This is a genomic window from Sulfitobacter donghicola DSW-25 = KCTC 12864 = JCM 14565 (genome assembly GCF_000622405.1).
Lineage (GTDB): Bacteria > Pseudomonadota > Alphaproteobacteria > Rhodobacterales > Rhodobacteraceae > Sulfitobacter > Sulfitobacter donghicola.
Window position 1 is genome coordinate 2,756,343 of the sequence record NZ_JASF01000005.1, and the last position, 21,888, is coordinate 2,778,230.

The 21,888-nt window shown below is 56.3% G+C and carries 19 protein-coding genes; 4 read left to right on the forward strand and 15 right to left on the reverse strand.

All coding sequences use genetic code 11. The features are described 5' to 3' along the window. Positions 1-5: 5 nt before the first annotated feature. From radA to alr, 4 genes are all read right to left on the reverse strand, one after another. Positions 6-1,373, reverse strand: a complete 1,368-nt coding sequence (radA, locus tag Z948_RS0114720) for a DNA repair protein RadA (RefSeq protein WP_025060322.1) — start codon at positions 1,371-1,373, stop codon at positions 6-8. A gap of 78 nt (positions 1,374-1,451) precedes the next feature. Then, positions 1,452-2,249, reverse strand: coding sequence for a hypothetical protein (locus tag Z948_RS0114725; protein ID WP_025060323.1), 798 nt, complete (start codon positions 2,247-2,249; stop codon positions 1,452-1,454). Positions 2,250-2,397: 148 nt separating this feature from the next. Beyond that, positions 2,398-2,847 carry a paraquat-inducible protein A gene (locus Z948_RS0114730; RefSeq protein WP_025060324.1) on the reverse strand — a complete coding sequence of 150 codons (450 nt, stop codon included), beginning with the start codon at positions 2,845-2,847 and terminating at the stop codon, positions 2,398-2,400. Next, positions 2,844-3,878: an alanine racemase gene (alr, locus tag Z948_RS0114735; RefSeq protein WP_025060325.1), complete on the reverse strand. Its 1,035-nt coding sequence runs from the start codon at positions 3,876-3,878 to the stop codon at positions 2,844-2,846. The genes Z948_RS0114730 and alr overlap by 4 nt, the downstream gene beginning before the upstream one ends. A gap of 203 nt (positions 3,879-4,081) precedes the next feature. On the opposite strand from alr, the gene Z948_RS0114740 reads away from it, so the two are divergent. Further along, positions 4,082-5,392 (forward strand): alpha/beta hydrolase family protein, encoded by a 1,311-nt coding sequence (locus tag Z948_RS0114740; protein ID WP_037951918.1) that lies wholly within the window; start codon positions 4,082-4,084, stop codon positions 5,390-5,392. Positions 5,393-5,427: 35 nt separating this feature from the next. Here the strand turns inward: Z948_RS0114740 and Z948_RS0114745 are convergent, their stop codons facing one another. Beyond that, complete coding sequence (locus Z948_RS0114745) at positions 5,428-6,213, reverse strand: hypothetical protein (RefSeq protein ID WP_025060327.1); 786 nt, start codon at positions 6,211-6,213, stop codon at positions 5,428-5,430. A gap of 105 nt (positions 6,214-6,318) precedes the next feature. Here Z948_RS0114745 and Z948_RS0114750 point away from each other — a divergent pair, with 105 nt between their 5' ends. Next, positions 6,319-6,714, forward strand: coding sequence for a helix-turn-helix domain-containing protein (locus Z948_RS0114750; protein ID WP_025060328.1), 396 nt, complete (start codon positions 6,319-6,321; stop codon positions 6,712-6,714). 46 nt (positions 6,715-6,760) lie between these two features. Here the strand turns inward: Z948_RS0114750 and Z948_RS0114755 are convergent, their stop codons facing one another. The 9 genes from Z948_RS0114755 to Z948_RS0114795 all read right to left on the reverse strand — a co-directional run bounded on the left by Z948_RS0114755 (position 6,761) and on the right by Z948_RS0114795 (position 17,038). Continuing rightward, positions 6,761-8,257, reverse strand: a complete 1,497-nt coding sequence (locus Z948_RS0114755) for a replicative DNA helicase (protein ID WP_025060329.1) — start codon at positions 8,255-8,257, stop codon at positions 6,761-6,763. A 140-nt stretch (positions 8,258-8,397) separates the two neighbouring features. After that, entirely contained in the window at positions 8,398-9,075 is a 678-nt protein-coding gene (locus Z948_RS0114760; RefSeq protein WP_025060330.1) for an orotate phosphoribosyltransferase, read from the reverse strand. Beyond that, positions 9,072-10,106, reverse strand: coding sequence for a dihydroorotase (gene pyrC / locus Z948_RS0114765; RefSeq protein WP_025060331.1), 1,035 nt, complete (start codon positions 10,104-10,106; stop codon positions 9,072-9,074). Before pyrC ends, Z948_RS0114760 begins: the two co-directional genes overlap by 4 nt. A gap of 33 nt (positions 10,107-10,139) precedes the next feature. Further along, a complete protein-coding gene (locus Z948_RS0114770; protein ID WP_025060332.1) occupies positions 10,140-11,078 on the reverse strand; it encodes a hypothetical protein in 939 nt (312 codons plus the stop codon). Between the two features lie 99 nt (positions 11,079-11,177). Then, positions 11,178-12,233 (reverse strand): glycosyltransferase family 2 protein, encoded by a 1,056-nt coding sequence (locus Z948_RS0114775; RefSeq protein WP_025060333.1) that lies wholly within the window; start codon positions 12,231-12,233, stop codon positions 11,178-11,180. A 1-nt stretch (position 12,234) separates the two neighbouring features. Then, entirely contained in the window at positions 12,235-12,933 is a 699-nt protein-coding gene (locus Z948_RS0114780; protein ID WP_025060334.1) for an FkbM family methyltransferase, read from the reverse strand. After that, on the reverse strand, positions 12,934-15,333 hold the full coding sequence (locus tag Z948_RS0114785; protein WP_025060335.1) for a glycosyltransferase family 2 protein: 2,400 nt from the start codon (positions 15,331-15,333) through the stop codon (positions 12,934-12,936). It abuts the gene before it with no gap. Beyond that, positions 15,333-15,962, reverse strand: a complete 630-nt coding sequence (locus tag Z948_RS0114790; RefSeq protein ID WP_025060336.1) for a sulfotransferase — start codon at positions 15,960-15,962, stop codon at positions 15,333-15,335. Before Z948_RS0114790 ends, Z948_RS0114785 begins: the two co-directional genes overlap by 1 nt. Continuing rightward, positions 15,959-17,038 (reverse strand): glycosyltransferase family 2 protein, encoded by a 1,080-nt coding sequence (locus tag Z948_RS0114795; protein WP_025060337.1) that lies wholly within the window; start codon positions 17,036-17,038, stop codon positions 15,959-15,961. The genes Z948_RS0114790 and Z948_RS0114795 overlap by 4 nt, the downstream gene beginning before the upstream one ends. 254 nt (positions 17,039-17,292) lie before the next feature. Between Z948_RS0114795 and Z948_RS0114800 the strand changes: the two genes are divergently transcribed. Continuing rightward, on the forward strand, positions 17,293-18,162 hold the full coding sequence (locus Z948_RS0114800) for an AAA family ATPase (protein ID WP_052033142.1): 870 nt from the start codon (positions 17,293-17,295) through the stop codon (positions 18,160-18,162). A 12-nt stretch (positions 18,163-18,174) separates the two neighbouring features. After that, complete coding sequence (locus tag Z948_RS0114805) at positions 18,175-19,440, forward strand: vWA domain-containing protein (protein ID WP_025060339.1); 1,266 nt, start codon at positions 18,175-18,177, stop codon at positions 19,438-19,440. An 18-nt stretch (positions 19,441-19,458) separates the two neighbouring features. Here Z948_RS0114805 and purL read toward each other — a convergent pair whose 3' ends face one another. Further along, the gene (purL, locus tag Z948_RS0114810; RefSeq protein WP_025060340.1) at positions 19,459-21,618 is read right to left on the reverse strand and encodes a phosphoribosylformylglycinamidine synthase subunit PurL; all 2,160 of its coding nucleotides are present in this window, start codon (positions 21,616-21,618) and stop codon (positions 19,459-19,461) included. Positions 21,619-21,888 lie beyond the last annotated feature (270 nt).

Consider the following 21,888-nt stretch of genomic DNA (forward strand, 5'->3'; position numbering starts at 1 on the left):
ACGCCTTATCCAGCGCCGAATATTTCGCCAACAAACGCGGTCAAATCCGTCATCGAACGCAGGGTGATCCCCTCAACGCCCACGGCCTTACCGCCTTTTGGTGCTATTGCGGAGGTAAAACCAAGTTTTTGTGCTTCTTTCAACCTGTTTTCTGTCTGTGTCGCGGGGCGAAGGGCTCCTGACAGGCTAAGTTCCCCAAAAACCACGGTCTCAGCGGGTAACGCGGTGTCTTCACGCGCGCTCAACAAAGCGGAGGCGACGGCCAAATCGGCGGCGGGTTCCGAAATCTTCATCCCGCCAGCAACATTCAGATAGACATCAAGCCCCGCAAAGGGAATCCCGCAGCGCGCTTCGAGCACCGCAAGGATCATCGCCAAACGGCCGCCATCCCAGCCCACAACCGTACGGCGGGCTTGGGAGTGGGGCGAGGGGGCAACGAGCGCCTGAATTTCCACCAGCACGGGGCGGGTCCCTTCGATACCGGCAAACACTACCGATCCGGCAGAAGGCTGGCCGCGTTCAGATAGGAACAACGCAGACGGGTTGAGCACTTCGGACAGGCCGCGACCAGTCATTTCAAAGACGCCGATTTCATCCGCAGGGCCAAAACGGTTTTTCACCGAGCGCAGGATGCGGAAAGGATGACCGCGTTCGCCTTCAAAATAGAGAACCGTATCGACCATATGTTCGACCACTCGCGGCCCTGCGATTTGGCCCTCTTTGGTGACGTGGCCCACCAATACGATCGAGGTGCCTGTGCGTTTGGCGAATGATGTCAGTTCATGACTGGCGGCGCGCACCTGTGAAACCGATCCCGGGGCGCTTTCGACGTTGTCGGCCCACATTGTCTGGATTGAATCGATGATCGCCAGCTGTGGGCGCTCTTTGTCTAATGTTGTCAGGATGTCGCGCAGGTTGGTTTCGGCGCCCAATTTGACGGATGCATCCGCAAGGCCAAGGCGCTGCGCGCGCATGCGCACCTGTGCCGATGCTTCTTCGCCAGAGATATAGACGACTTTTAAACCGTTGTTTGCAAAGGCGGCAGCCGCTTGCAAAAGCAAGGTTGATTTCCCGATGCCTGGATCACCCCCAACTAGGATCGCAGAGGCAGGAACCAGTCCGCCGCCTAAAACGCGGTCTAGTTCGTTCAGGCCAGATAGGGTGCGGGGGGGCGGGGCCTCTTCGGTGGCCAGATCCATCAGCTCTAATGACGAGCCGCGCCGCGCCCCTAAGGATTTAGAGGGGGGGCCTGCGCTGATGCCTTTGTCTTCTTGAATGGTATTCCATTCGCCGCAGTTATCACAACGACCGGACCATTTTGGAAAGGTAGCCGCGCATTTTGTACATGAGAATGTTTTGGTCTGTTTTGCCATGCCGCTTTGATGCCGTTTACGCGCAGCGGGATCAATGGCAAACCGTCAGAGACAGGGGGCGCCATGCCAAAGGGCTGATTATTCGGCGGCTTTGGGCAGTTCGTAGACGCTGTTGTCGACGGCGGTGCTGTCGAGGGGGGCGTCTTCGTCTTCATCAAGGGTTGGCGCGCTCAGGATCGTTTCACGGCCCAATTGCGGAAGGATTTCGCTCATTTCTTCTGACAGACGCGCCAGCTGGGCTGCGGCTACGCTTTCTTCCAGTTCGACTTCATGCAGCCAGTGTTTCATCTCGGTCGAGATTGCTTTGGCTTGGTCCAGACGGTCGTTGAACAGGTTGATCTCTTCCTGACGTTGCTTGAGGAAGTTGCGCGCGCGCTCGATCTTATCGTCCGAGTAAACCTCAGCCAACTCACGGCTGATATGGCTCATCTGGGCTGCGGCTTCCAGCAGGGCTGGCTCTAACGTGCTGAGGTCGGGGTGATCGCGCAGGTAGGCGAGGCGCTCGCGCACCGAGTCAAATTCTGAGCTGAGCTGAAAGTTGCGACCACGGTCTGCCGCATGAACAGCGCCATATGCACGGGCAACATCATCCATCGAAACGCTGAAGCGGCGGTGGGAATTTTCCAGCTGCATAATGCGCGCATTTGCAGGCAAAAAGAAACAGATACCCGCAGCCAAAACTGTCGCCGCGATTTGCAGATACATACCTGCGTTTTCGACAGGTTCACCCGCATAGCTAAAGGGAACATCGATCCATGCCCAATTGCCCAAGGCCGCCATGATTGTCGCTGTCGTCAGCGCTGCCGCACTTGCCGCAAAAAAGAACACCGCGAGGCGCTGCATCATATATTGAATGAAAAAGCCGATGGCTTTTATCTGTTGCATCAAATTTCCTCAGGCAGGCTTGCAAGCAAGAAACCGCTCATTGCGATATGGACCTAAAGTAAAGCGCGGTCCGTCATCTGCAAAGGGAAAATTAACCTTAAAATAACCACTTCAGGCCCGATTGTTTCCCATAAACCACTCAATTCGCGGTTTTTGGGGGGCTTTGTTGTGTTTTCCAACTGATAAACAGGGAGGCAAGGATGCAAAAAGTAAACAGGTACAGCCCCCATGCGGTTTCAATCCGCCCAACACCGATTCCCTTTGTAAGGGTGATATAGAGAGCAATCAGAAAGATATCGGCCATAGCAAGTTTGCCCATAACCTCGAGCGTCTTTTCCACACGTGGGCTAAGCAGATCATAGTGGATCAGGGCAAGGCCGATCGTCTTTAGGTAAGGTGCAAACAGGGCAAAAACCGTCACAAGCAATGCAAGGAAAATATCCGAACTCCACAAGGATTGCAGGCCAGTCATGACCGAGATTTCGCTGAGGCCGAAGAGAGGCAATAGGCCTGCGCGCATCAGCGGGGCAAACCACGCGATGGGGTATAGGACCAACAGCGATAGGTTTGCGATCCTGAGCAGGGTCATATGTGGTACACGCGGTTGTACCGGCCACCGAGGCTTGTCAGGATTTCATACCCGATAGTGCCCGCGAAATCGGCAACATCATCAACTGTTTGTTCTGGCCCAAGGAGCTGCATGCTGGCCGGAGTGGAGGGCAGGGCAGTTACATCAACTGTGATGAGGTCCATAGATACACGTCCAATCACTGGCACCGCGACGCCATCTGCAAACAATTGCGCCTTATCCCCCATCGCACGGATGAGGCCATCTGCATAGCCAGCAGAGATGGTCGCGACTTTGCTGGGGATCTGCGCGCGCCATGCGTTCGCATAGCCAACCGTTTCACCGACGGCGACGTCGCGCGTTTGGATGACGGGAATGTCCAAGGTGACAACAGGACGTGCCTCCGCAAAGGGCAAGCCGCCGTAAAGGCCAACACCAGGGCGCACCAGATCATAATGGTAATCTGCCCCCAATAGCGTCCCACCCGTGGCGGCCAACGAGCGGGGGATGTCTAAGCCCTGTGTCATGTTTTCAAACTGGGTACGCTGGGCCTCGTTCATGGGGTGATCTGGCATATCCGCGCAAGCCAGATGCGACATGATGAGCGTCGGGTTCTGCGCCAAGGCGATATCACGCAGGGCGGACCATTCAGCAGGCTCCATCCCTAGGCGGTTCATCCCTGTATCCAGCTGCAGTCCAAAAGGATGCCCAGGCAGGGCCTCGACATGGCGTAGCATTTGATCAACGGAATTGATCATCGGGGTCAGGTTTGCGCCTTTGATCGCCTCGGCATCCCCCGCCATATGGCCCGAAAAAACCGAGATCGTAGGTCCGGCGCCCAAAGCGCGGCGCAAAATCACACCTTCTTCGGCGACAGCCACAAAGAACTGCCGCGCACCAGCTTTCGCAAGATGCTGGGCGACACGCCCTGCATCAAGGCCATAGCCATTGGCCTTTACCACGGCGGCAGTTTCGACTTGGGCGATGCTAGCAAGGCTGCGCCAGTTGGTGGCGATGGCTTCTAGGTCAATATGCAATGTTGCTGTGCTCATATCGGGGTTTTGACAGGCTGACAGGTGAGGTCAAGATCGCGTGTCGGGATACCATCGCGAAAACAACAAGAAACAAGGAGAAAAGGCAGGGCCAGCCACCCAGTTGATCGTTTCACTCTGCGAAAGGGCGCCACGTCAAAACAACTATTTCTTGTTTGGCTTCAATCACTGGTTAGGCTGGTGTTCAGGTGGAGGAGATAGATATGAAGATAATTTTAAACACATTGGTACCAGCAGCCTTAATGACAGCAGGAGCCGCCATGGCAAATCCGATTGATACCCAGTTGCCAAGTGCGCCAGAACTGGCCGCTTATGGCGCATTGCCAGTGGGCGTGCGCCAGCTTGAGATGGTTCATGCAGATCAGATCGATATTCTGGCCATTGATCCCGCAGCCGAAAAGCCCGAGGCCTTTCCACGTTATGATCGCCCTCTTACCGTTGAAATGTGGTATCCTGCGGCAGAGGGGGCCAGTGGGTCAACCGAGCTAAAGGCCTATCTGCGCGATGGGACGACGGAAGTCACACTCACCGGTAAAGCGATGCGCGATGCGGCCCCTGCGGTGACGGATACACCTTATCCGCTGGTTTTGATCAGCCATGGTTATCCGGGTAACCGATTTTTGCTGTCGCATCTGGCCGAAAATCTGGCCTCAAAGGGGTATGTTGTGGCGTCAATCGACCACACAGACAGCACCTATCGCACGCAAGCGGCCTTTGGCTCGACGTTGGTGAACCGCTCGCTCGATCAGTTGTTTGTGTTAGAGGAAATGGCGGGCAAAGCTGCCGAAGGGGGCGAGTTTGCGGGGTTGTATGACGCCGATAACACAGGGCTGATCGGCTATTCTATGGGCGGTTATGGCGCAATAATCACCGCAGGTGGCGGCGTGACCGAAGCATCGGTTGCCTATGGCTGGGGCGGGCCGCACGGCACATTAGGCATTCACCAAGCAGGATCAGACACTCATAACGCGCTGCCCGATGCACGGATCAAAACGGCTGTGGCCTTTGGCCCTTGGGGGATGAACACGGGGTTCTGGGATGCGGCAGGCCTTGCTGGCGTGCAAATCCCTATGCTGTTCATTGCGGGCTCACAGGATGACGTATCGCTATATGAAAACGGTGTGCGCGCGATTTGGGAAAACGTGAGCAATGTGGAAACCGCGCTGCTAACCTATGAAAACGGTGGCCATAACGCTGGCGCGCCGATGCCTGCGCCTGCCGAGAGCTATTATTTCAACAAAGACAAGGGCTTTGATATTTCCGAACACTACACCGATCCAGTGTGGGACACTGCGCGCATGAATAACATCGCCCAGCATTTTGTGACCGCATGGCTGGATCAACGCCTAAAGGCGGATGCCGAGGCAGGCAGCTATCTGGAGCTGGTTGAGGATTCGAATGCCGGTGTTTGGTCGGTAAACGAAGACGGCACGGAAAAAGAAGACCACAGCTATTGGAAGGGCTTTGCCAAAGGCACGGCAAAGGGTTTGAAATATGAGGTGAAGAAGCCTTAAGCAGCGAAGTTTTGGAGAAGGGAAAAGGCCAAGCCTCAGCTGTGGCCTTTTTCGGCGGGGCTGGCAAAAACAGAACGATCCCCCCGCCAGAAGCGCCAGACATCAAATAGGTCAAACGCTAGGCAAATCGCTAAAAGGATGATGAGCCCAATTTGATAAAGGTGCTTGCCGTCATAAGCGATCAGCCAGACCAGAAGGGGAACCCAAGGGATAAGATGCCCCAAGCCCAAAATGCGGCGCAGCCCTCCATCAAAAGCGATCTGTGCTGCTAAAAGAGGGCCAGTAGCCACAAACCCCAATAGAACAACAACAGCCAAGGGATTTGGCCAGTAAAAAAGAGACATCAAGAAATAGACGTTTAGAAAGCAAAGCCAGATAAAGACCCATTTCGGCATCGCCCAATAAGAGTTTTTAATGGCTCGCCAGTGTTCAGCGTTGGAACGTTGGTTGTTGTAGAGGGCCAAAAACCACATTTGCGCGACACCCAATATTGCGACTGCAACGGAAACCGCAAATAGGCTCATCACGCCAAGGGGGGCGGTGATCCAGATTTGGGTCGCAATCAGGAAAACGGCGCCCAACCACCACGCAAGATCCCCAAACGAAAAATAGAGAACCTCCCATTTATTTAGCCTTTGACGCAGGGAAGAAAGCACGAGATGTATCCCGTTAGCGACCAAAACAGCGCCAAGCATCTGCAAAAGCCCAACCGGAGGGTCGCCAAGAAATTCAGCAAGTGGCACGGCCATGAAAAGGCCGGCAAGCCCAAAGGCGATGCAGCTGGCAGCATTCAAGCGAAGCACAATTTTGAGGCTGTTCACGGGTGTATCCAGTATGTAAACTTGGTTTACAACTAGAGAGGGCGGGTCAACTTGTCAACAAAGCTTACAACTCCTGAGGCGCCTCAGCCCGCGCTGAGTTTGCTCATGCAAAATGGAACCCGTTGGATATACCAAAGCGTTCTGAATATTTTGCACCGCCGCGGGTATGAGGCGCTGACCTTGCCTCAGCTCTCATTTCTCGCAAGCCTCGATTGTGGTCAGACACAGGCAAGCAAGGTTGCCGAGCGGTTGGGCATCACGCGGCAAGCTGTTTACCGCACCACCACGGATCTACAAGATCAGGGGTTTCTCGTGCTGGAACCTAACCCTTTGCAGCGCAACCAAAAACGGATTGGTATGACAGATAGGGGGATGGTTTTGGCGACCGATGCGCGCGCAGCGCTTTCTGAGGCCGAAACCGCATTCGCCCGCCGTGCGGGCTTGGACTCGATCGAAGAGCTGCGGGGGTGGCTCAATGTTGATTTGGGCGCGCCGCTGTGAAATTTGAACTGCGCGCCGTTTTTGAGGTGCGCAGTTCAATCTAGCGTTAAAACTCTTCTTCTTGCCCGTCCTGCTGCCATGGTTTCACAAGGTTGCCAAAACGGGTGAATTTACCTTCAAAGCTCAGCTCGACCGTGCCGATAGGGCCGTGACGCTGTTTGCCGATGACAACTTCGGCGCGCGCATGCAGGCGCTCCATCTCTTCTTGCCAGATCGCCATTTTATCCAGCTCGTGATCGCCCGGCTTTTCACGCTCTTTATAATATTCTTCGCGGAACACGAACATAACCACGTCCGCATCCTGCTCGATCGAGCCTGATTCACGCAGGTCAGACAGCTGTGGGCGCTTATCTTCGCGGTTTTCAACCTGACGCGACAGCTGCGAAAGGGCGATGACAGGGATGTCCAGCTCTTTGGCGATGGCCTTGAGGCCCATGGTGATTTCCGAAATCTCGTTCACGCGGCTTTCGTTGTTACCTGTGCCGCGCACCAGCTGAAGGTAGTCGATGATCAGCACATCCAACCCGTGTGTCCGTTTCAGGCGGCGCGCGCGGGCGGCCAGCTGGGAAATGGGGAGGGCGGGCGTGTCGTCGATATAAAGGGGGCAGGCCTCTAGCGCCTTGGCGGCGTCAACGAAACGTCTGAATTCGCCCTCGGTCATGTCACCGGAACGGATCTGGTGTGAAGGGATCTCGGAGGCTTCCGAAAGGATACGTGCGGCCAGCTGTTCGGCGCTCATCTCGAGGGAGTAAAAGCCAACCACACCGCCGTCCACAGCCCCCTCAGAACCGTCGGGCAGCTGGCCGCGTTTGTAGGCTTTGGCCACGTTAAAGGCGATGTTTGTTGCCAGCGATGTTTTCCCCATCGAAGGGCGACCAGCGAGGATCAAAAGGTCAGAGCGGTGCAGCCCCCCCAGCTTTTTGTCCATGTCGATCAAACCGGTCGAGACCCCTGACAGGCCACCATCACGCTGATAGGCGGTGTTGGCTACGTTAACAGCGTCCGTTACCGCCTTGAGAAAGCTTTGAAATCCGCTTTCGACCTGTCCTTGTTCAGCCAGTTTGTATAGTTGTTGCTCGGCCTCGACGATTTGCTCGCGGGGTTCCGAGGCGACATCAACTGTTGCCGCTTTGGCGGCGATGTCACGCCCCAGCGCGATCAGGTCGCGGCGGACCGCCAGATCATAAATCATCTGGGCATAGTCACGCACCGCAAAGGCAGAAATCGCAGCACCGGCAAGGCGGGCCAGATAGGCAGGGCCGCCCAGTTCGCGCAGGCCCTCATCATCTTCCATAAACGCCTTGAGCGTTACAGGGCTGGCAAGGTTGTTTTTGGCGATCCGCGCGGCGGCGATTTCATAGATGCGCGCGTGTACCGGATCGTAGAAATGCTTTGGCCCGATGATCGAGGCAACGCGGTCGTAGATATCGTTATTCGTCAGGACCGCGCCCAGCAGTTGCTGTTCGGCCTCAATGGAGTGAGGCATGGTTTCGGCCGCCTGCACAGCGATGCCTGTCGTGTTTACTGACGAAATCTCATTCATATCTTACCCCCGGATGTCCCGCCGGAGTGATAACGAAGCGGGCGCTGGCGCGCAAATTGTATGTTTTTGTGGATAACTGTGGGAAAGGCACGCGCCTCTATATCTTGCGATAAATGGCGCGTGCACGTCAACCTATGGGGTTAGCCTTTGCGGGCTTCCTGCCATTCGCGGGGAGATTTAAGAAATTTTTCCACCTCGTCCAGCGTCTCGGTTGGGAAGCTGGCTTGGGCTTTTGCTTCGGCCAATACATCCCACCATGTGCAGAGGTGGTGCAGGGAAACCCCGTGATCGCCCAGTGTTTTTTCCGTTTCTGGGAAGATATCATAGTAAAAGATAACGGCCGTATGCGCACAGCTTGCGCCAGTTTCGCGGATCGCATCCACAAAGCTCAGCTTGGAGCCGCCGTCGGTTGTGAGGTCTTCTACCAGCAAAACGCGCTGACCTTCGCTCATGTCGCCCTCGATGCGGGCGTTGCGACCATAGCCTTTGGGCTTTTTGCGCACATAGGTCATGGGCAGGGCCATCCGTTCAGCCACTAGCGCGGCAAAGGGGATGCCAGCGGTTTCGCCGCCTGCGATGTTGTCAAACGCCTCAAACCCTGCGTTGCGCATGACGGTGATGGTCAGAAAATCCATCAGGGTTGAGCGGATGCGCGGATAGCTGATCAGCTTGCGGCAATCAATATAGCTGGGGGATGGCAGGCCCGAGGCCAGCGTGTAAGGTTCGTCCGTGTTGAAATTCACGGCGCCGATTTCCAGCAGCATGCGCGCAGTGAGGCGCGCGATTTCAGAGGCGTCGGGGTAGGTTGTCGGGATCATTTAACGCTCCAGTGCAGCGGCATTGCGGGATCAAAGACCGTTACGGGGCCTTCGGGTGTGGGGATGTTTTCGGGGTAGGCAGGTGTTTCGCGGACCAAGGTCAGCGTGTCTTCGTTCACGGGCAGGCGATAGAAGGCAGGACCATTCAGCGAAGCAAACCCTTCCAGCTTGTCCAGCGCGCCGTCTTGTTCAAAGACCTCGGCGAGGATGGACATGGTGTTTGGCGCGGTAAAGCAACCCGCGCAGCCACAAGGCAGCAGCTTGTTCTCATCTGTATGGGGCGCGGAATCGGTGCCAAGGAAGAACCGAGGATCGCCAGAGGTGGCGGCAGCACGCAGGGCAATGCGGTGCTCTTCGCGTTTGGCGACGGGCAAGCAATAGTAGTGCGGCTTGATCCCACCCGCGAGGATGTGGTTGCGGTTGATCACCAGATGGTGCGTGGTGATCGTCGCGCCGAGGTTCTTGTCATTGGCTTTGACGTAATCGGCGGCATTGGCGGTGGTGATATGCTCCATCACGACACGCAGCTCGGGGTGGTTGCGGCGGATGGGGTCTAGAACACGGTCGATGAACACGGCTTCGCGGTCAAAGATGTCAACATCGGCATTGGTGACCTCGCCGTGGGTGCACAGGGGCAGGCCGATTTCGGCCATTTTTTCAAGGACACCAGCGACTTTGCTAAAGTCGCTTACGCCCGAGGCCGAGTTGGTTGTTGCGCCAGCAGGGTATAGTTTGACGGCGTTGATCAGGCCCTCGGCATGGGCGGCAGCCACATCGGCAGGGTCGGTGTTTTCCGTCAGATACAAGGTCATCAGCGGGGTAAAGCTGTGATCCGCTGGGATCGCGGCCTGAATGCGGTCGCGGTAGGCACGTGCATCTGCGGCGGTGACCACGGGCGGCACCAGATTGGGCATGATGATCGCGCGGGCGAAGTGGCGGGAAGTATGCGGCATCACCGCGCGAAGCATATCGCCATCGCGCAGGTGAAGGTGCCAGTCATCAGGACGGCGGATCGTAAGGGTTTGTGTCATGGGCTGCGTGCTAGCACGCAAGGGGGCGCGGCGCTAGTCGTCTTCGCCGCTTGTCGTTTTGGTTTCGCTGGCCAGTCGGCGTGCAAAACGTGGTGCATGCATGCGGGATGTTACATTGTGCGCGAGGGCAACGGCCAATGTGTCGCGCTCTTCCGCGTCTAATGCGGCAAGAAGGTTGCGCAGGTAGGGCGTGTGAGACCGCCGCGCCCGCATCATCTTTGCAAAGCTGAGATCGTCCAAACGATCATCGGCGATCGCCAATAATAGGGGTACCAGTTGGCCCATTTCCAACAGATCGGTCTGGATCGCATTTCCCATGAAACGCAAGCGCAGCTTGGTCGTATTGGGGCGTGTAAACAGGGCGGCATGCATCGCATCCAGCTGTTCGCGCGGGTCATAAACCACATAAGCCATCGAGGCTGCGTCCAACATGTCTGGCGCATACCCAAAGCGCGAGGAAAAATCGGTCCGGCGCATTTCTAAAAAGCGGTCGTCCCATTCTGTTATGCGCGGATCAAGGCTGGCTTGGGGTTGGATGGCCAACACGCGCGCCTCTGGTGCCGAAACCGAGAAGGCCGCGGCAGCATAGGCACATGGACCAGCGCCATAGAAAATGATTTCATCGAATTCGTCAAAGAACCCGTCATCAATCAAGCGGTCAAAATAGCCAAATACGGCTGGGTCGCGAAACCATGTATCGCCGTTTGAGGCGATGCAGAGGTTGGACCAATCGTGGTCTTTCATCATTTCCCACCCGAGCGGCTGGGCAAGGGGGGATAGGGCTGGAATGCCCTGAAGGGTTTCAAACGTCACCAACAGGGTGGACGAGCGTTCAATAAAAGCAGCGTAATGCCGCTTGCCGAGGTCTTCAAAATAGCCGTCTTCATCGCAGAGCTGTTCTACGGCATCCAGCCAGTCGGCTTTTTTCATACCGGCAAGCGATGTTTCAAAGTTCAGGCTGTTATCGGCCATTGCGCGTCCTCAAAATTACCCCAACGCCAATGAATGCGCGGGGCTTTGCAAGGTCACTAACACTGCAATTGGGCAAAATTGCGGAAAATACCCGAAGAATTACGGCTTCTTTTTATTTGCCCGCCGCGCGCGGTTGGCAAAATGGAACATAAATTGGGCTGCTTCTCTGGGAACGGGCTGTGACGGCGGCGTCATGAGCAGGCGCCCGAACAATGCGCGAAATGGCTCTTTTAGCATCAAGGTTTCGAATTGCTTCTTGCGCCATGCGACCGCGCTATTGTGCAAGTTTGACAGGGTTTCATCAGATAACATGGCTTGCAAAGCCTCAGAACGGGGTGCGGCAAGGCTCTGGATTGAGGTGTCTTCATTGGTGTTAAAGTTTCGCTCGACCCAATAGTCCAAGCCAAGGATGTGGTCACTATGAACCGCGCGCCCGCGATCTGCCTTGACCACATAGCTTTCTAATGCACCCAAAGGGTAGTGGTTGAGCTGAACAAGCCCGTAGTTGTCTTTGCTGAAGTTGGAAAAGATGCGTTTGTTTACGAATTGCTCGGGCAGGGGCTCTCCATTGCTGTCAAACCAACGCGCATCCGCTTTCTTTTTCTCGTTAAGGTCACGGGGGCGATGGACGCCAGGTTTTTTATAGGTGCCATCGTTGCGGTACAGGGTTTTGAACATGGCAGAACGCCATGGCCAGTGCATGATCGCGGGCGCTGCTTTGGTAAAAGTATCCAGAACTGGCGCAGGAGAGTAACGGACCTGTCCATTTGCACCAAACAACCGCCACGTAAGGGTGATCGCCGTGGCATCAGGAATAGCTGCGTGTAGCGCTGGTAAAGTGTGATCACCGCAATGGATGTTTACAAATTCATCCACATCCAGCGGTAAAATCCAGTCTGCTTTGCGGGTGAGTTTATGTTTGGCGGCGGTTTTTAGGGCCGTGAATTGGATGCCGCCATTGTCATAGGGGCCTTCATTTCGGACATGGGTGACGAGGCCCATCTTTTCCAATTGGTCCAGCATGGTATCGGTGCCATCCTGACAATCGTTTGAAAAGATCAGGAATTTGTCAAAACCCACGGCCTGATGATGGGCCAGCCATTCCAGCAGGAATGCGCCCTCATTGCGGACACATAGAATTGCAAGGTGAGACATCTTACCAAGCGCGCCGGAAACAGACGACTTTATGCGTGGAGCCGCGCGCGTAATAGGCAAGGCCCGCGTCCATCATCGCCTTGAACACAGCATTCACGCCTTCGGGGCCGATATATTGGGGGTGCAATTCGATCATCGCGCCGCGCAGGCCTGTAAGGTCTAGCTGGGGCAGGAGGGTGGCCTCGGCCCCTTCAATATCTGCGATCAGGATGTTTGCGCCAATGGATTTAAAGGTCTGTTTCGCATTCAGGACCTCTACCTTTACCTTTTCGACCTTTTCAGGCGTGTCCGAATCCAGCGGCTCCATCGAGGAGGACAGCAGGTTGTTGCGCACATAGAAATCTGCGCTGCCCTTGCGCGGGCCAAGAAGGGCGTTGGTCACATGGGCATTTGTCAGCTCGTTTGCCTCGTGAACCGAGCGGATATAGGGGATGAGAGCGGGATTTGCCTCAAACGCATGCACTGCTTTGATCTTGCGGCGCGTGGCGACCAGAGTGGACATAAAGCCAATGCCAGCGCCCAATTCGATGACCGTGTCTTCGTCGCGGACCAGTTTGAGCACGCATTGCGCTTCTTTCGCCTCATAGCGGTTTTCGCGCAGGGCTGCGCGGAGCTGTCCGGTGATGAAATGCCCGTCTTTTGGGAACTTCATGCCTTTTGACATGACATAGGGATCACGTGTTTGGATGGTGCCGTCCATTTAACTCTCCATATCCAGCGCAAGCGAATAGGCCACGCGCTCGGTCTCGGTTAGTTTGACCTCTAGGGCATCGCGGTAGAGGTCTGCGAATTCGGGGTTTTTATGTAGCTCTTCGGCTTTGGCGCGGTGCCATTCCAGACCCTTCTCATGCCAGCCGCGTAGAATATCGTCTTGCATCAGGCGGTCATATTCGGCCTGAAGGCGGGGAAGGTTACGTTTGATGGTAATGTCGCGGAAATCGGACCAATCCATGCGGATCCAATAGTTGATCCCGATTGAGCGGTCGACGTGCAAGGCGCGGCCGCGCTGGCGTTTGATCAAAAAGCTTTCGGCGGATCGCAACGCATAGTGGTTGAGCTGCAATAGATCATAGCCAATGGTCTTTTTAGAGGAGCGCCACCCGTTTGTGGCAACCTCTTTGGTCATGTCCTTACCTGATCCGTTGACCCATTTAACTTTGTTTTCAAACCCTTCTTCTAGCTTGTTAGGGCGGTGGCAGGAAATTTTCTCATAGGCGCCGATGTTTTTGAACATCGTTTTGAACCCCCAAACCGTGTGTGGTTTCGGGCAGAATTTGGGGGCGCAGGTGTCAAATTGATCAATGACCAGTTCATCGTTCAATTTGGTCACGCCGTTATGGCCGAATAGGCGCCATGTCATGGCGATGTTTGTGGCGTCTGGAACCGCATCGAGGAAATCCTGAACCGTTCCGTTTCCACAGCGGACGTTCATGAACTCATCCACATCGATGTGGATGATCCATTCGGCGTTCATAATCACCGGCTCTTTTAGCGATTGGTTTAGCGCATATTGCTGGGGCGAATTGCCTTTCCAGTCATCGTTGTTGCGGTGTTGCAAAACGCCCATTTCCTGAAGGCGATCCAGAATTTCAGAAGTGCCGTCGTCGCAACCGTTTGTATAAATTAGGAAATTATCCACCCCCATGGCACGGTGATAGGCGACCCATTCCGTGATATAGGGGGCTTCGTTTTTCATGCAGCCCACAATGACATTGCCTGAATTCCCTTCGGGCAGAACGCGAGGGGTAATTGGGGTATAGGCTGCGGCCAGCTCTTCTTCGTTGACCGAACCCATTTTGTTATGGGGGGCAAAGGAGGAGCTGCGCAGTTTTTCAAAATTCTGCACGGCGAGCGGGGGCATGATTTTGCGTGCGGTTTCGGTGAGACCATCGGGGGCGTCATCTTCTGCGCGCGGTGCTGCTTCTTGCAAGGCGGGAGCCTCAGCGGCGCTTGAGACCGTACCTGCCAGCCGCGCCAGATCGGCGGCGCGTTTTTGTTGCTCTTCGCGCGTGGCTTTGTCGATCCGCCACATAAAGCCCAGCAAATACTGCGAAGGGCGGAACCCGAACATGGGATCTGCCTCGCTCCAGCTTCCTTTTGCGCGGGGTGCTTTAAAGGTATCGGCGTTTAGGCCTTTGTGCTCTTTCAGTAGGGTTTTCAAAGCGGGGGCAAAGTGTTTGGTGATCGGGTGAAGGGAAGCCAGATCAATCGGCGGCCCGTCCACGGCGATATCCTGTATAAAGCTGCGCCAAAGCTGGCGGGGCAAAATCCGTTGCCTGCTGGCCAGAACTTGCAAGATCAGCGCGTTCATCTGTCTGCCACGGGCCAAGGTGGCCTCGGGCACGTCAGGTGGCATGGCGATGGCTTCGACCTTGCCGATATTCCCGTCGATCTGGAATGTTTTACAGATGGTTTCGGTGACTTCGCGGCTTGCAAATTCATCCGCATCGTAACTGTAAAGGTCAACCGAACCCTTGCCAAACACGTCTTCCCAAAACCCGACTAGGGCGGGTAGGTCTAACCAATGGTTTGGGGCCTGTGTCTCGGCAAAGACACCAGCCGCCGGATCAATCTGCGGCGTGCGTTTGAGTGCTTCGGCCCACCAATCTGTTCCAACCAGATCAAGCTCGGCATCCAATGATATTCCGCGACCTTCCAAGATTTGCGATGCATAGCTGCGGGCAAGCATCCGTGTCGGCAGGTCTACATGGGCGATGACACGGATGTCTTCGGATAACGGCGATAACATCGCATGCAGGCGCGCGAGCTCGGAGCGCGTGCGCAGGGCGTTTCCGAGTTGGGCGCAGGACAGGATCAATGTGTCAGGCTTGTGCTGGCCAACTTCGCGTTCAAGATCGTTGATCACGGCGTCCCGTAAAACGGCCTGTTTTTGGGGCGTGATATAGCCGCGATTGAACCGCAGCGGATCTACGTGGCCCGCATCGGTTGTCGCCATAAACAGGCGGGTGTGGTTTTTGTTCCCAGGGCTGCGGGCGAATAATACGCCTCTGCGGCTAAGCTGTTCGCGTTTGTCGGCCAGTACGGATTGGATACGTGCGGCGCTGACCTCTTCTGGTCCGATATGTAGATAGATGCGCATCAGCTTGCCTTGTTTTGCGAATTTGCGTTGGCTTGGCCCCACCATGGCAATTCGGCGTTTACGTGTTTTGCCACTAGGGCATGGGCGTTTGCATCCGCCACGTCATATTCCATAAACGCTGGATCACCAGCAAAGATCGCCTGTAGGTGGGCGTAATGCCCATCGATCCATTGAATGCGTTCACGGCTGGTTTCGCCGTAGCCTTCGGGCAGACCGGGAATGTCAGAGGCAGGCAGGCGGTCGGTGCCCAGATCGGACCACGCCAGCATGGATTGCGAGACATCCCAGCTATCGCGCCGCGACGCGAGGAAACGCACCTCGGGGTGGTGTTTGCGTATGGCGTCGATGATCGCAAAATCCATCTGCGGCCAGAGGGATTTCCCATTGCGCAAGCAGCTCAGCTCGGTCACGGCGGTGAAATCCTCAAAAAGGGCGGCAGGATCACCGCTTTGGAAGTAACCCTGATAGAGAAGATCCGCGACAAAGGCGTTTTTGAGGGATTTTGTTTCGGTTTGGCGGGCGCGGATACGGTGATCGGCCACTTTGAAACCTGCGATTTTCAGGGCGCGGGCTAGGGTGGTTGTCCCTGTTTTCGGCAGCCCCAGATTGACGACTTTGAGGGTGCTCATAGCGCCTCCTCCAACAGGCCGAGGTCACGCAGCATGGCTTCTTCTTGCGGGGGCAGTTTGGATGCCGAGCGCAGCTGGCTTTGCATGTCGCGGTATTCCTGCTGCTCTAGCAGGGCGTCGCGCCGCGCGATATGGGCTTTGACGCAGGCGTCATGGAGGGCGCCGATGTTGCCTTGGCTCTTCAATTTATCCATCTGCTTTTTCAGGGCAGGGATATAGCGGCTGATTGAGGTATCTTCCCACGCGGGATCATTGCGTTCACGCCAGTAGGTGTCGTCAAACGCGCGGTTTTCGCGGTTCACATCGCCACGGTCATTCTTCACCAGATAGCTATCAAGGCTGCGCAAGGCATAGTGGTTCAGCGTGGCGAAATTGCGGGATCCCGCCGCAGGAAAGCGGCGAATGCGGCGCGGGTTTGCGGCCACAAGAAAGCGATGCTGTACCGCACGGCCAGAGCCATCCGTCCAGCTGGGGCGTTGGTTCTTTTTCACTTTGGGTCGAAAGAACGGTCTATGCGCGCCAAAATACTGCAGGGGGAAATCCTGACGGACCAGCGATTTCACCTCAATCGCCGCTTCGCCGCACCATAGGTCGGGGTTGTGGCTGTGGGTGAATTGCTCAATCACGGGGCGGTCTTCAAAGCCCTCAATGTCGTTATTGGCAAAGAACTGAAAGTTCAGGCTAATCGTTTGCGGATCACCGCAGGCATCGATCAATGCGCCAAAGCTGTGATCGCCCACATGGATATTAGGGAATTCATCAACATCGGCAATCCAGACCCAATCGGCGTTTAGCACGATGTCCTGCTTTTTGGCGTCTTTCAGGGCTTCCATCTGGTAATTGCGGCCCTCGGCGGGGTTGGGCAGGTGCGTCACGTGCCCCTGTTCGGCCAGCGCATCCAGCAGCGTATCGGTGCCATCGTCGCAATCGTTTGAGTAAAATAGGAAGTCGGTCACGCCAATATTCTGGTGGAAGGCGATCCATTCCAGCAAAAAGGGACCTTCGTTTTTCACGCAGGTCACAGCGGTTATTCTTAGATCATCAGCCATGGCGCCCTCGTGTTCGGGGCGCTGCATCTCGCGTCGCGTTTACCATATCCGCCTCATTTACGGGTGCAGTGCATTCTGGGCCTGCTACCTCATTCTTGCTCACGTCGAGGATGCCACCTTGGAGGAATCACGTCAATCTTTGGCAGATGTTGGCGTCAACTGCGTGACATATCTATCAAAGTTGCCTTGACCTAGAGGAGGTTGAGTGGCCTTTTAAACAGAATGCCATTGGGAGGGCGGCCATTGTGACGGATGTTTCATCTATTGATGCGGTTCAAGAAATGCTTGGCGATGAGGGCTATGTTTGTAGCCGCGCATTAGGGACCGTCGTGTTCCTGAGCCTGAAGCTAGGGCGGCCTTTGTTTTTGGAAGGTGAGGCAGGTGTTGGCAAAACCGAGATCGCCAAGGCGCTAGCTGCGGCGATGGGGCGGCGTTTGATCCGGTTGCAATGCTATGAGGGGTTGGATGCTTCCTCGGCGGTGTATGAATGGAATTTCCCAGCGCAAATGGTTGCAATTCGCACGGCAGAGGCCACAGGCAGCACGGATCGTGCAGCGTTGAACGGAGAGCTGTTTAGCGACGAGTTCCTGATCGAGCGCCCTCTGTTGCAAGCACTGCGGCCTGATGAAAACGGCGCGCCGATCCTGCTGATCGACGAATTGGACCGCACGGATGCGCCTTTTGAGGCCTTTTTGCTGGAAGCACTCAGCGATTTTCAGGTTACCATCCCTGAAATGGGCACGATAAAGGCCCCAGAGCCGCCCATCGTGATCCTGACCTCAAACCGCACCCGCGAAGTGCATGACGCGCTCAAGCGGCGCTGCCTGTATCACTGGGTGGATTACCCTGATTTCGAGCGTGAGATGGAGATTTTACAGGCGCGCGCCCCCGAGGCGACCGAGGCGCTGAGCCGAGAGGTGGTGGCCTTTGTGCAGCGTTTGCGTACCGAGGATTTGTTCAAGAAACCTGGTGTGGCTGAAACCATTGATTGGGCGAAATGCCTGCTGGCGCTGGATGCGCTGACCCTTAGCCCCGAAGTGATCGCCGACACGCTGGGCGCAGTGCTAAAGTATCAGGACGACATTGCCAAACTCCAAGGATCAGAGGCCAAGCGCCTGCTGGACGAAGCAAGAGCCAGCTTGGACGCATGAGGCGGCGCAGGGATGGTTGAATACGCGCCCCTAGAGCTGCCCGATGATCCCAAGCTGGTGGGAAATATCACCCATTTTGCACGGGCTTTGCGGCGGGCAGGTTTGCCCATCGGGCCGGGGCGGGTGCTGGATGCGATCCGCGCGGTTGAGGCGGTGGGTTTTACCCACAAGCGTGACTTTTACTGGACGTTGCATGCGTGTTTTGTAAACCGCCCCGAACATACCCGCATTTTCGCCCAGCTTTTCCGTCTTTATTGGCGCGACCCGCGGTATATGGAGCATATGATGGCGGCGATGCTGCCTGCTGTGCGCGGCGTTCAGGAAGAGCGGCCAGCACAAGCCGCAGAGAAACGTGCAGCCGAGGCGCTGCTAGATGGGGCCGAGGCGCCAGAGAAAGACGAAGACGCGCCGCCAAAGGAGGAAGAAACCGTGATCGAGGTTGATGCCTCGCTGACGATGTCAAAATCCGAACGGCTCAAGACGTTGGACTTTGAGTTGATGAGCTTGGCCGAAGTGGCCGAAGCCAAGCGGATGTTGGCCAAGCTGAGCCTGCCGATCAGGCCTCTGCCTTCGCGCCGAAATGCCCCCAGTTTTGGGCGAGGGCGCATTGATGCTGCGCGCAGTTTGCGCGGCGCGATGCGGCGGGGGGGCGAGATGGATGTGCTGGCGCTCAAACAGCCAAAGCCGCGCTGGCCAAATTTGGTGGCTCTTTGCGATATTTCGGGCTCGATGAGCCAATACAGCAGGATTATCCTGCATTTTTTACATGCTGTCGCGAACGAACGCGGCGCGGGCTGGGCGCAGGTGCATGCGTTTACCTTTGGCACCCAGCTGACCAACATCACCCGCCATTTGCGCACACGTGACGTGGATGCGGCGCTCAAGGCGGCGGGGGCGCAGGCGCAGGATTGGGAGGGTGGGACACGCATCGGGCAGAGTATAGAGGCCTTCAATCGCGACTGGTCGCGCCGCGTGTTGGGGCAGGGTGCCGTTGTCTTGTTAATTACAGATGGGTTGGATCGTGACGATCCAGACGCGCTGGCCCGTCAGATGAAACGTTTGCACCTGTCGGCGCGGCGTGTGATCTGGCTGAACCCGTTGTTGCGCTGGGATGGGTTTGCGCCAAAGGCGGCAGGCATCCGCGCCATGTTGCCCCATGTAGATAGCTTTCGCGCGGGCCATTCCATCGCCTCGCTAGAGGCGCTGGCGGCGGCGATTTCAAAGCCTGACGATGTTGGGGAAAAATCGCGCTTGATGGCGATGGTCGGGGGCGCCTAAGGCACCCCCGATGAGATTTTAGGTCACTGTGGCTGCAAAAGAGCCGTTGTATTGTGTGCTAAGGTCGGACAGCTGAGCACTGCTAGAGCCAAAGCCCAATGTGTCGCCGCCAAAGGAGCCAACTGCCGTTAGGGACAGGCCAGCGGCGGCTGCGGCGGCGGTCAATGCGTCCACGGCATCTGGCGCTGCTGCAATCAAATAGCGTGCCTGATCCTCACCAAAGAGCTGCGCAGTGTCTGCGGTATCCAATGCAAGGCCCAGTTTGGCGTGATCGGCCATTTCAAAGGCCGCCAGCGCAAGGCCCCCATCTGACAGGTCAGTACAGGCTGCGATGTTGGTGTGGTTGGCGCGGATGAAATCGCCATGTGCTGCTTCGGCGGTCAGATCAACGGATGGAGCATCCCCATCTGCGCGGCCAAAAGCCTCGGCCAGCAGGGCGGATTGCCCTAGGTGACCAGCGGTTTCACCCAAAACCAATGCGACATGGCCGCTGCGGACATCAAAGCCGATGATGTCGCTGGATTGTTTGATCAACCCAACAGCGCCAATTGTTGGCGTTGGCAGGATCGCCGAGCCATCTGTTTCGTTATAAAGGGACACGTTGCCCGAAACGATTGGCATGCCAAGGGCGGCGACTGCTTCGCCGATGCCTTTGATCGCGCCCACAAACTGGCCCATGATCTCGGGTTTTTCTGGGTTGCCAAAGTTCAGGTTATCGGTGGTTGCCAGTGGCGTTGCGCCGACGGCTGTGAGGTTGCGGTATGCTTCGGCGACGGCCTGTTTGCCGCCCTCGACAGGGTTCGCTTTGACATAGCGCGGTGTCACGTCAGAGGTGAAGGCCAGCGATTTGTCTGTGCCGTGAACACGTACCATACCCGCACCAAAGCCCGGTGTGCGGGCGCTATCGGCCATGACCATCGTGTCATACTGTTCGTACACCCAAGATTTGCCACCATAGTTCGGCGAGGCGAGCAGCGCCTTGAGGCCGTCGATAGGATCGATTGTCGGCGCGTCGGCCAAGGGGGCAGCGGCAGGTGTTTCCACCCATGGGCGGTCATATTCTGGCGCAGTGCCAGAGAGCGCCTTGAGCGGCAGGTCTGCTTTGATTTCGCCGTTGTGGCGGATCAAGAAGCGGTCTTCGGCGATTGTTTCGCCTACGATTGCGAAATCGAGGTCCCATTTGTCAAAGACGGCTTTTGCTTCGGCTTCCAACTCGGGGCGCAGAACCATCAGCATCCGCTCTTGGGATTCCGAGAGCATCATTTCATAGGCGGTCATGTTCTCTTCGCGGGTTGGGACTTTTTCCAGATCAAGGATCACGCCCAGATCACCCTTGTCGCCCATTTCAACCGCTGAACAGGTTAGGCCAGCGGCCCCCATATCCTGAATGGAAATAACCGCACCTGTCGCCATCAGCTCTAGCGTGGCTTCCATCAGGCGTTTTTCGGTGAACGGGTCACCCACCTGCACGGTGGGGCGTTTTTCTTCGATGGTGTCGTCAAACTCGGCCGAGGCCATTGTTGCGCCGCCCACGCCGTCACGGCCTGTTTTCGCACCAAGGTAGACCACAGGCATACCGATACCAGAAGCCGCAGAATAAAAGATCTTGTCAGCATCAGCGAGGCCAGCCGCAAAGGCGTTGACCAAGCAGTTGCCGTTATAGGCTTTGTCAAAGCGGACTTCGCCGCCGACACAAGGAACGCCAAAACAGTTACCATAGCCGCCCACACCCGCAACAACACCGTGCACCAATTGCTTTGTTTTATGGTGGGAAGGCTCACCAAAGCTGAGCGAGTTCATCGAGGCGATGGGGCGCGCGCCCATGGTAAAGACATCGCGCAAAATGCCGCCCACACCTGTTGCAGCCCCTTGGTAGGGTTCGATGTAGGAGGGGTGGTTGTGGCTTTCCATTTTAAAGACCACGGCCTGACCATCGCCGATATCCACAACACCAGCGTTTTCGCCAGGTCCACAGATCACCTGAGGGCCTTCGGTAGGGAGGGTGCGCAGCCATTTCTTGGAAGACTTATACGAGCAGTGTTCGTTCCACATGGCGGAAAAGATGCCCAGCTCGGTAAAAGTGGGGGTGCGGCCCATCAGGTCGAGGATCGTCTGGTATTCGCTGTCACTTAGCCCGTGGGCTGAAATGATGTCTTGGGTGATGGCTGGTTCTGACATGGTGGCGCTCCCCGAGGGTCATAAAACTTGGCCCCTCTCATAGGGCAGGAGCGTGCAGGGGGGAAGGGCGTTTTGTGGATTCAAAACCCGTCAGGCGGTGTTTATACGTGAAAAGGAACGGGCCTAGCTGAACAGTAGACAAAAAAAGACCGGGCGCGAGGCCCGGCCAAGTCCAACAGGGAGGTATAAGGCGATGCGCGCGGGGCGCCTCAATCCTTATATTGTTCAGTTAGGATGCAGCCTGCACACAATCAAGGCAGATTCTGTTCG

Bases quoted from the DNA above. Each gene is read 5' to 3' on its own strand.
- Z948_RS0114730 (WP_025060324.1), bottom strand. From the start codon at position 2,847: ATGACCCTGCTCAGGATCGCAAACCTATCGCTGTTGGTCCTATACCCC.
- Z948_RS0114800 (WP_052033142.1), top strand. From the start codon at position 17,293: ATGCTTGGCGATGAGGGCTATGTTTGTAGCCGCGCATTAGGGACCGTC.
- Z948_RS0114780 (WP_025060334.1), bottom strand. From the start codon at position 12,933: ATGGACGGCACCATCCAAACACGTGATCCCTATGTCATGTCAAAAGGC.
- Z948_RS0114760 (WP_025060330.1), bottom strand. From the start codon at position 9,075: ATGATCCCGACAACCTACCCCGACGCCTCTGAAATCGCGCGCCTCACT.
- Z948_RS0114790 (WP_025060336.1), bottom strand. From the start codon at position 15,962: ATGAGCACCCTCAAAGTCGTCAATCTGGGGCTGCCGAAAACAGGGACA.
- Z948_RS0114740 (WP_037951918.1), top strand. From the start codon at position 4,082: ATGAAGATAATTTTAAACACATTGGTACCAGCAGCCTTAATGACAGCA.
- radA (WP_025060322.1), bottom strand. From the start codon at position 1,373: ATGGCAAAACAGACCAAAACATTCTCATGTACAAAATGCGCGGCTACC.
- Z948_RS0114770 (WP_025060332.1), bottom strand. From the start codon at position 11,078: ATGGCCGATAACAGCCTGAACTTTGAAACATCGCTTGCCGGTATGAAA.
- Z948_RS0114775 (WP_025060333.1), bottom strand. From the start codon at position 12,233: ATGTCTCACCTTGCAATTCTATGTGTCCGCAATGAGGGCGCATTCCTG.
- Z948_RS0114755 (WP_025060329.1), bottom strand. From the start codon at position 8,257: ATGAATGAGATTTCGTCAGTAAACACGACAGGCATCGCTGTGCAGGCG.
- Z948_RS0114750 (WP_025060328.1), top strand. From the start codon at position 6,319: ATGCAAAATGGAACCCGTTGGATATACCAAAGCGTTCTGAATATTTTG.
- Z948_RS0114805 (WP_025060339.1), top strand. From the start codon at position 18,175: ATGGTTGAATACGCGCCCCTAGAGCTGCCCGATGATCCCAAGCTGGTG.
- Z948_RS0114785 (WP_025060335.1), bottom strand. From the start codon at position 15,333: ATGCGCATCTATCTACATATCGGACCAGAAGAGGTCAGCGCCGCACGT.
- Z948_RS0114795 (WP_025060337.1), bottom strand. From the start codon at position 17,038: ATGCAGCGCCCCGAACACGAGGGCGCCATGGCTGATGATCTAAGAATA.
- pyrC (WP_025060331.1), bottom strand. From the start codon at position 10,106: ATGACACAAACCCTTACGATCCGCCGTCCTGATGACTGGCACCTTCAC.
- alr (WP_025060325.1), bottom strand. From the start codon at position 3,878: ATGAGCACAGCAACATTGCATATTGACCTAGAAGCCATCGCCACCAAC.
- purL (WP_025060340.1), bottom strand. From the start codon at position 21,618: ATGTCAGAACCAGCCATCACCCAAGACATCATTTCAGCCCACGGGCTA.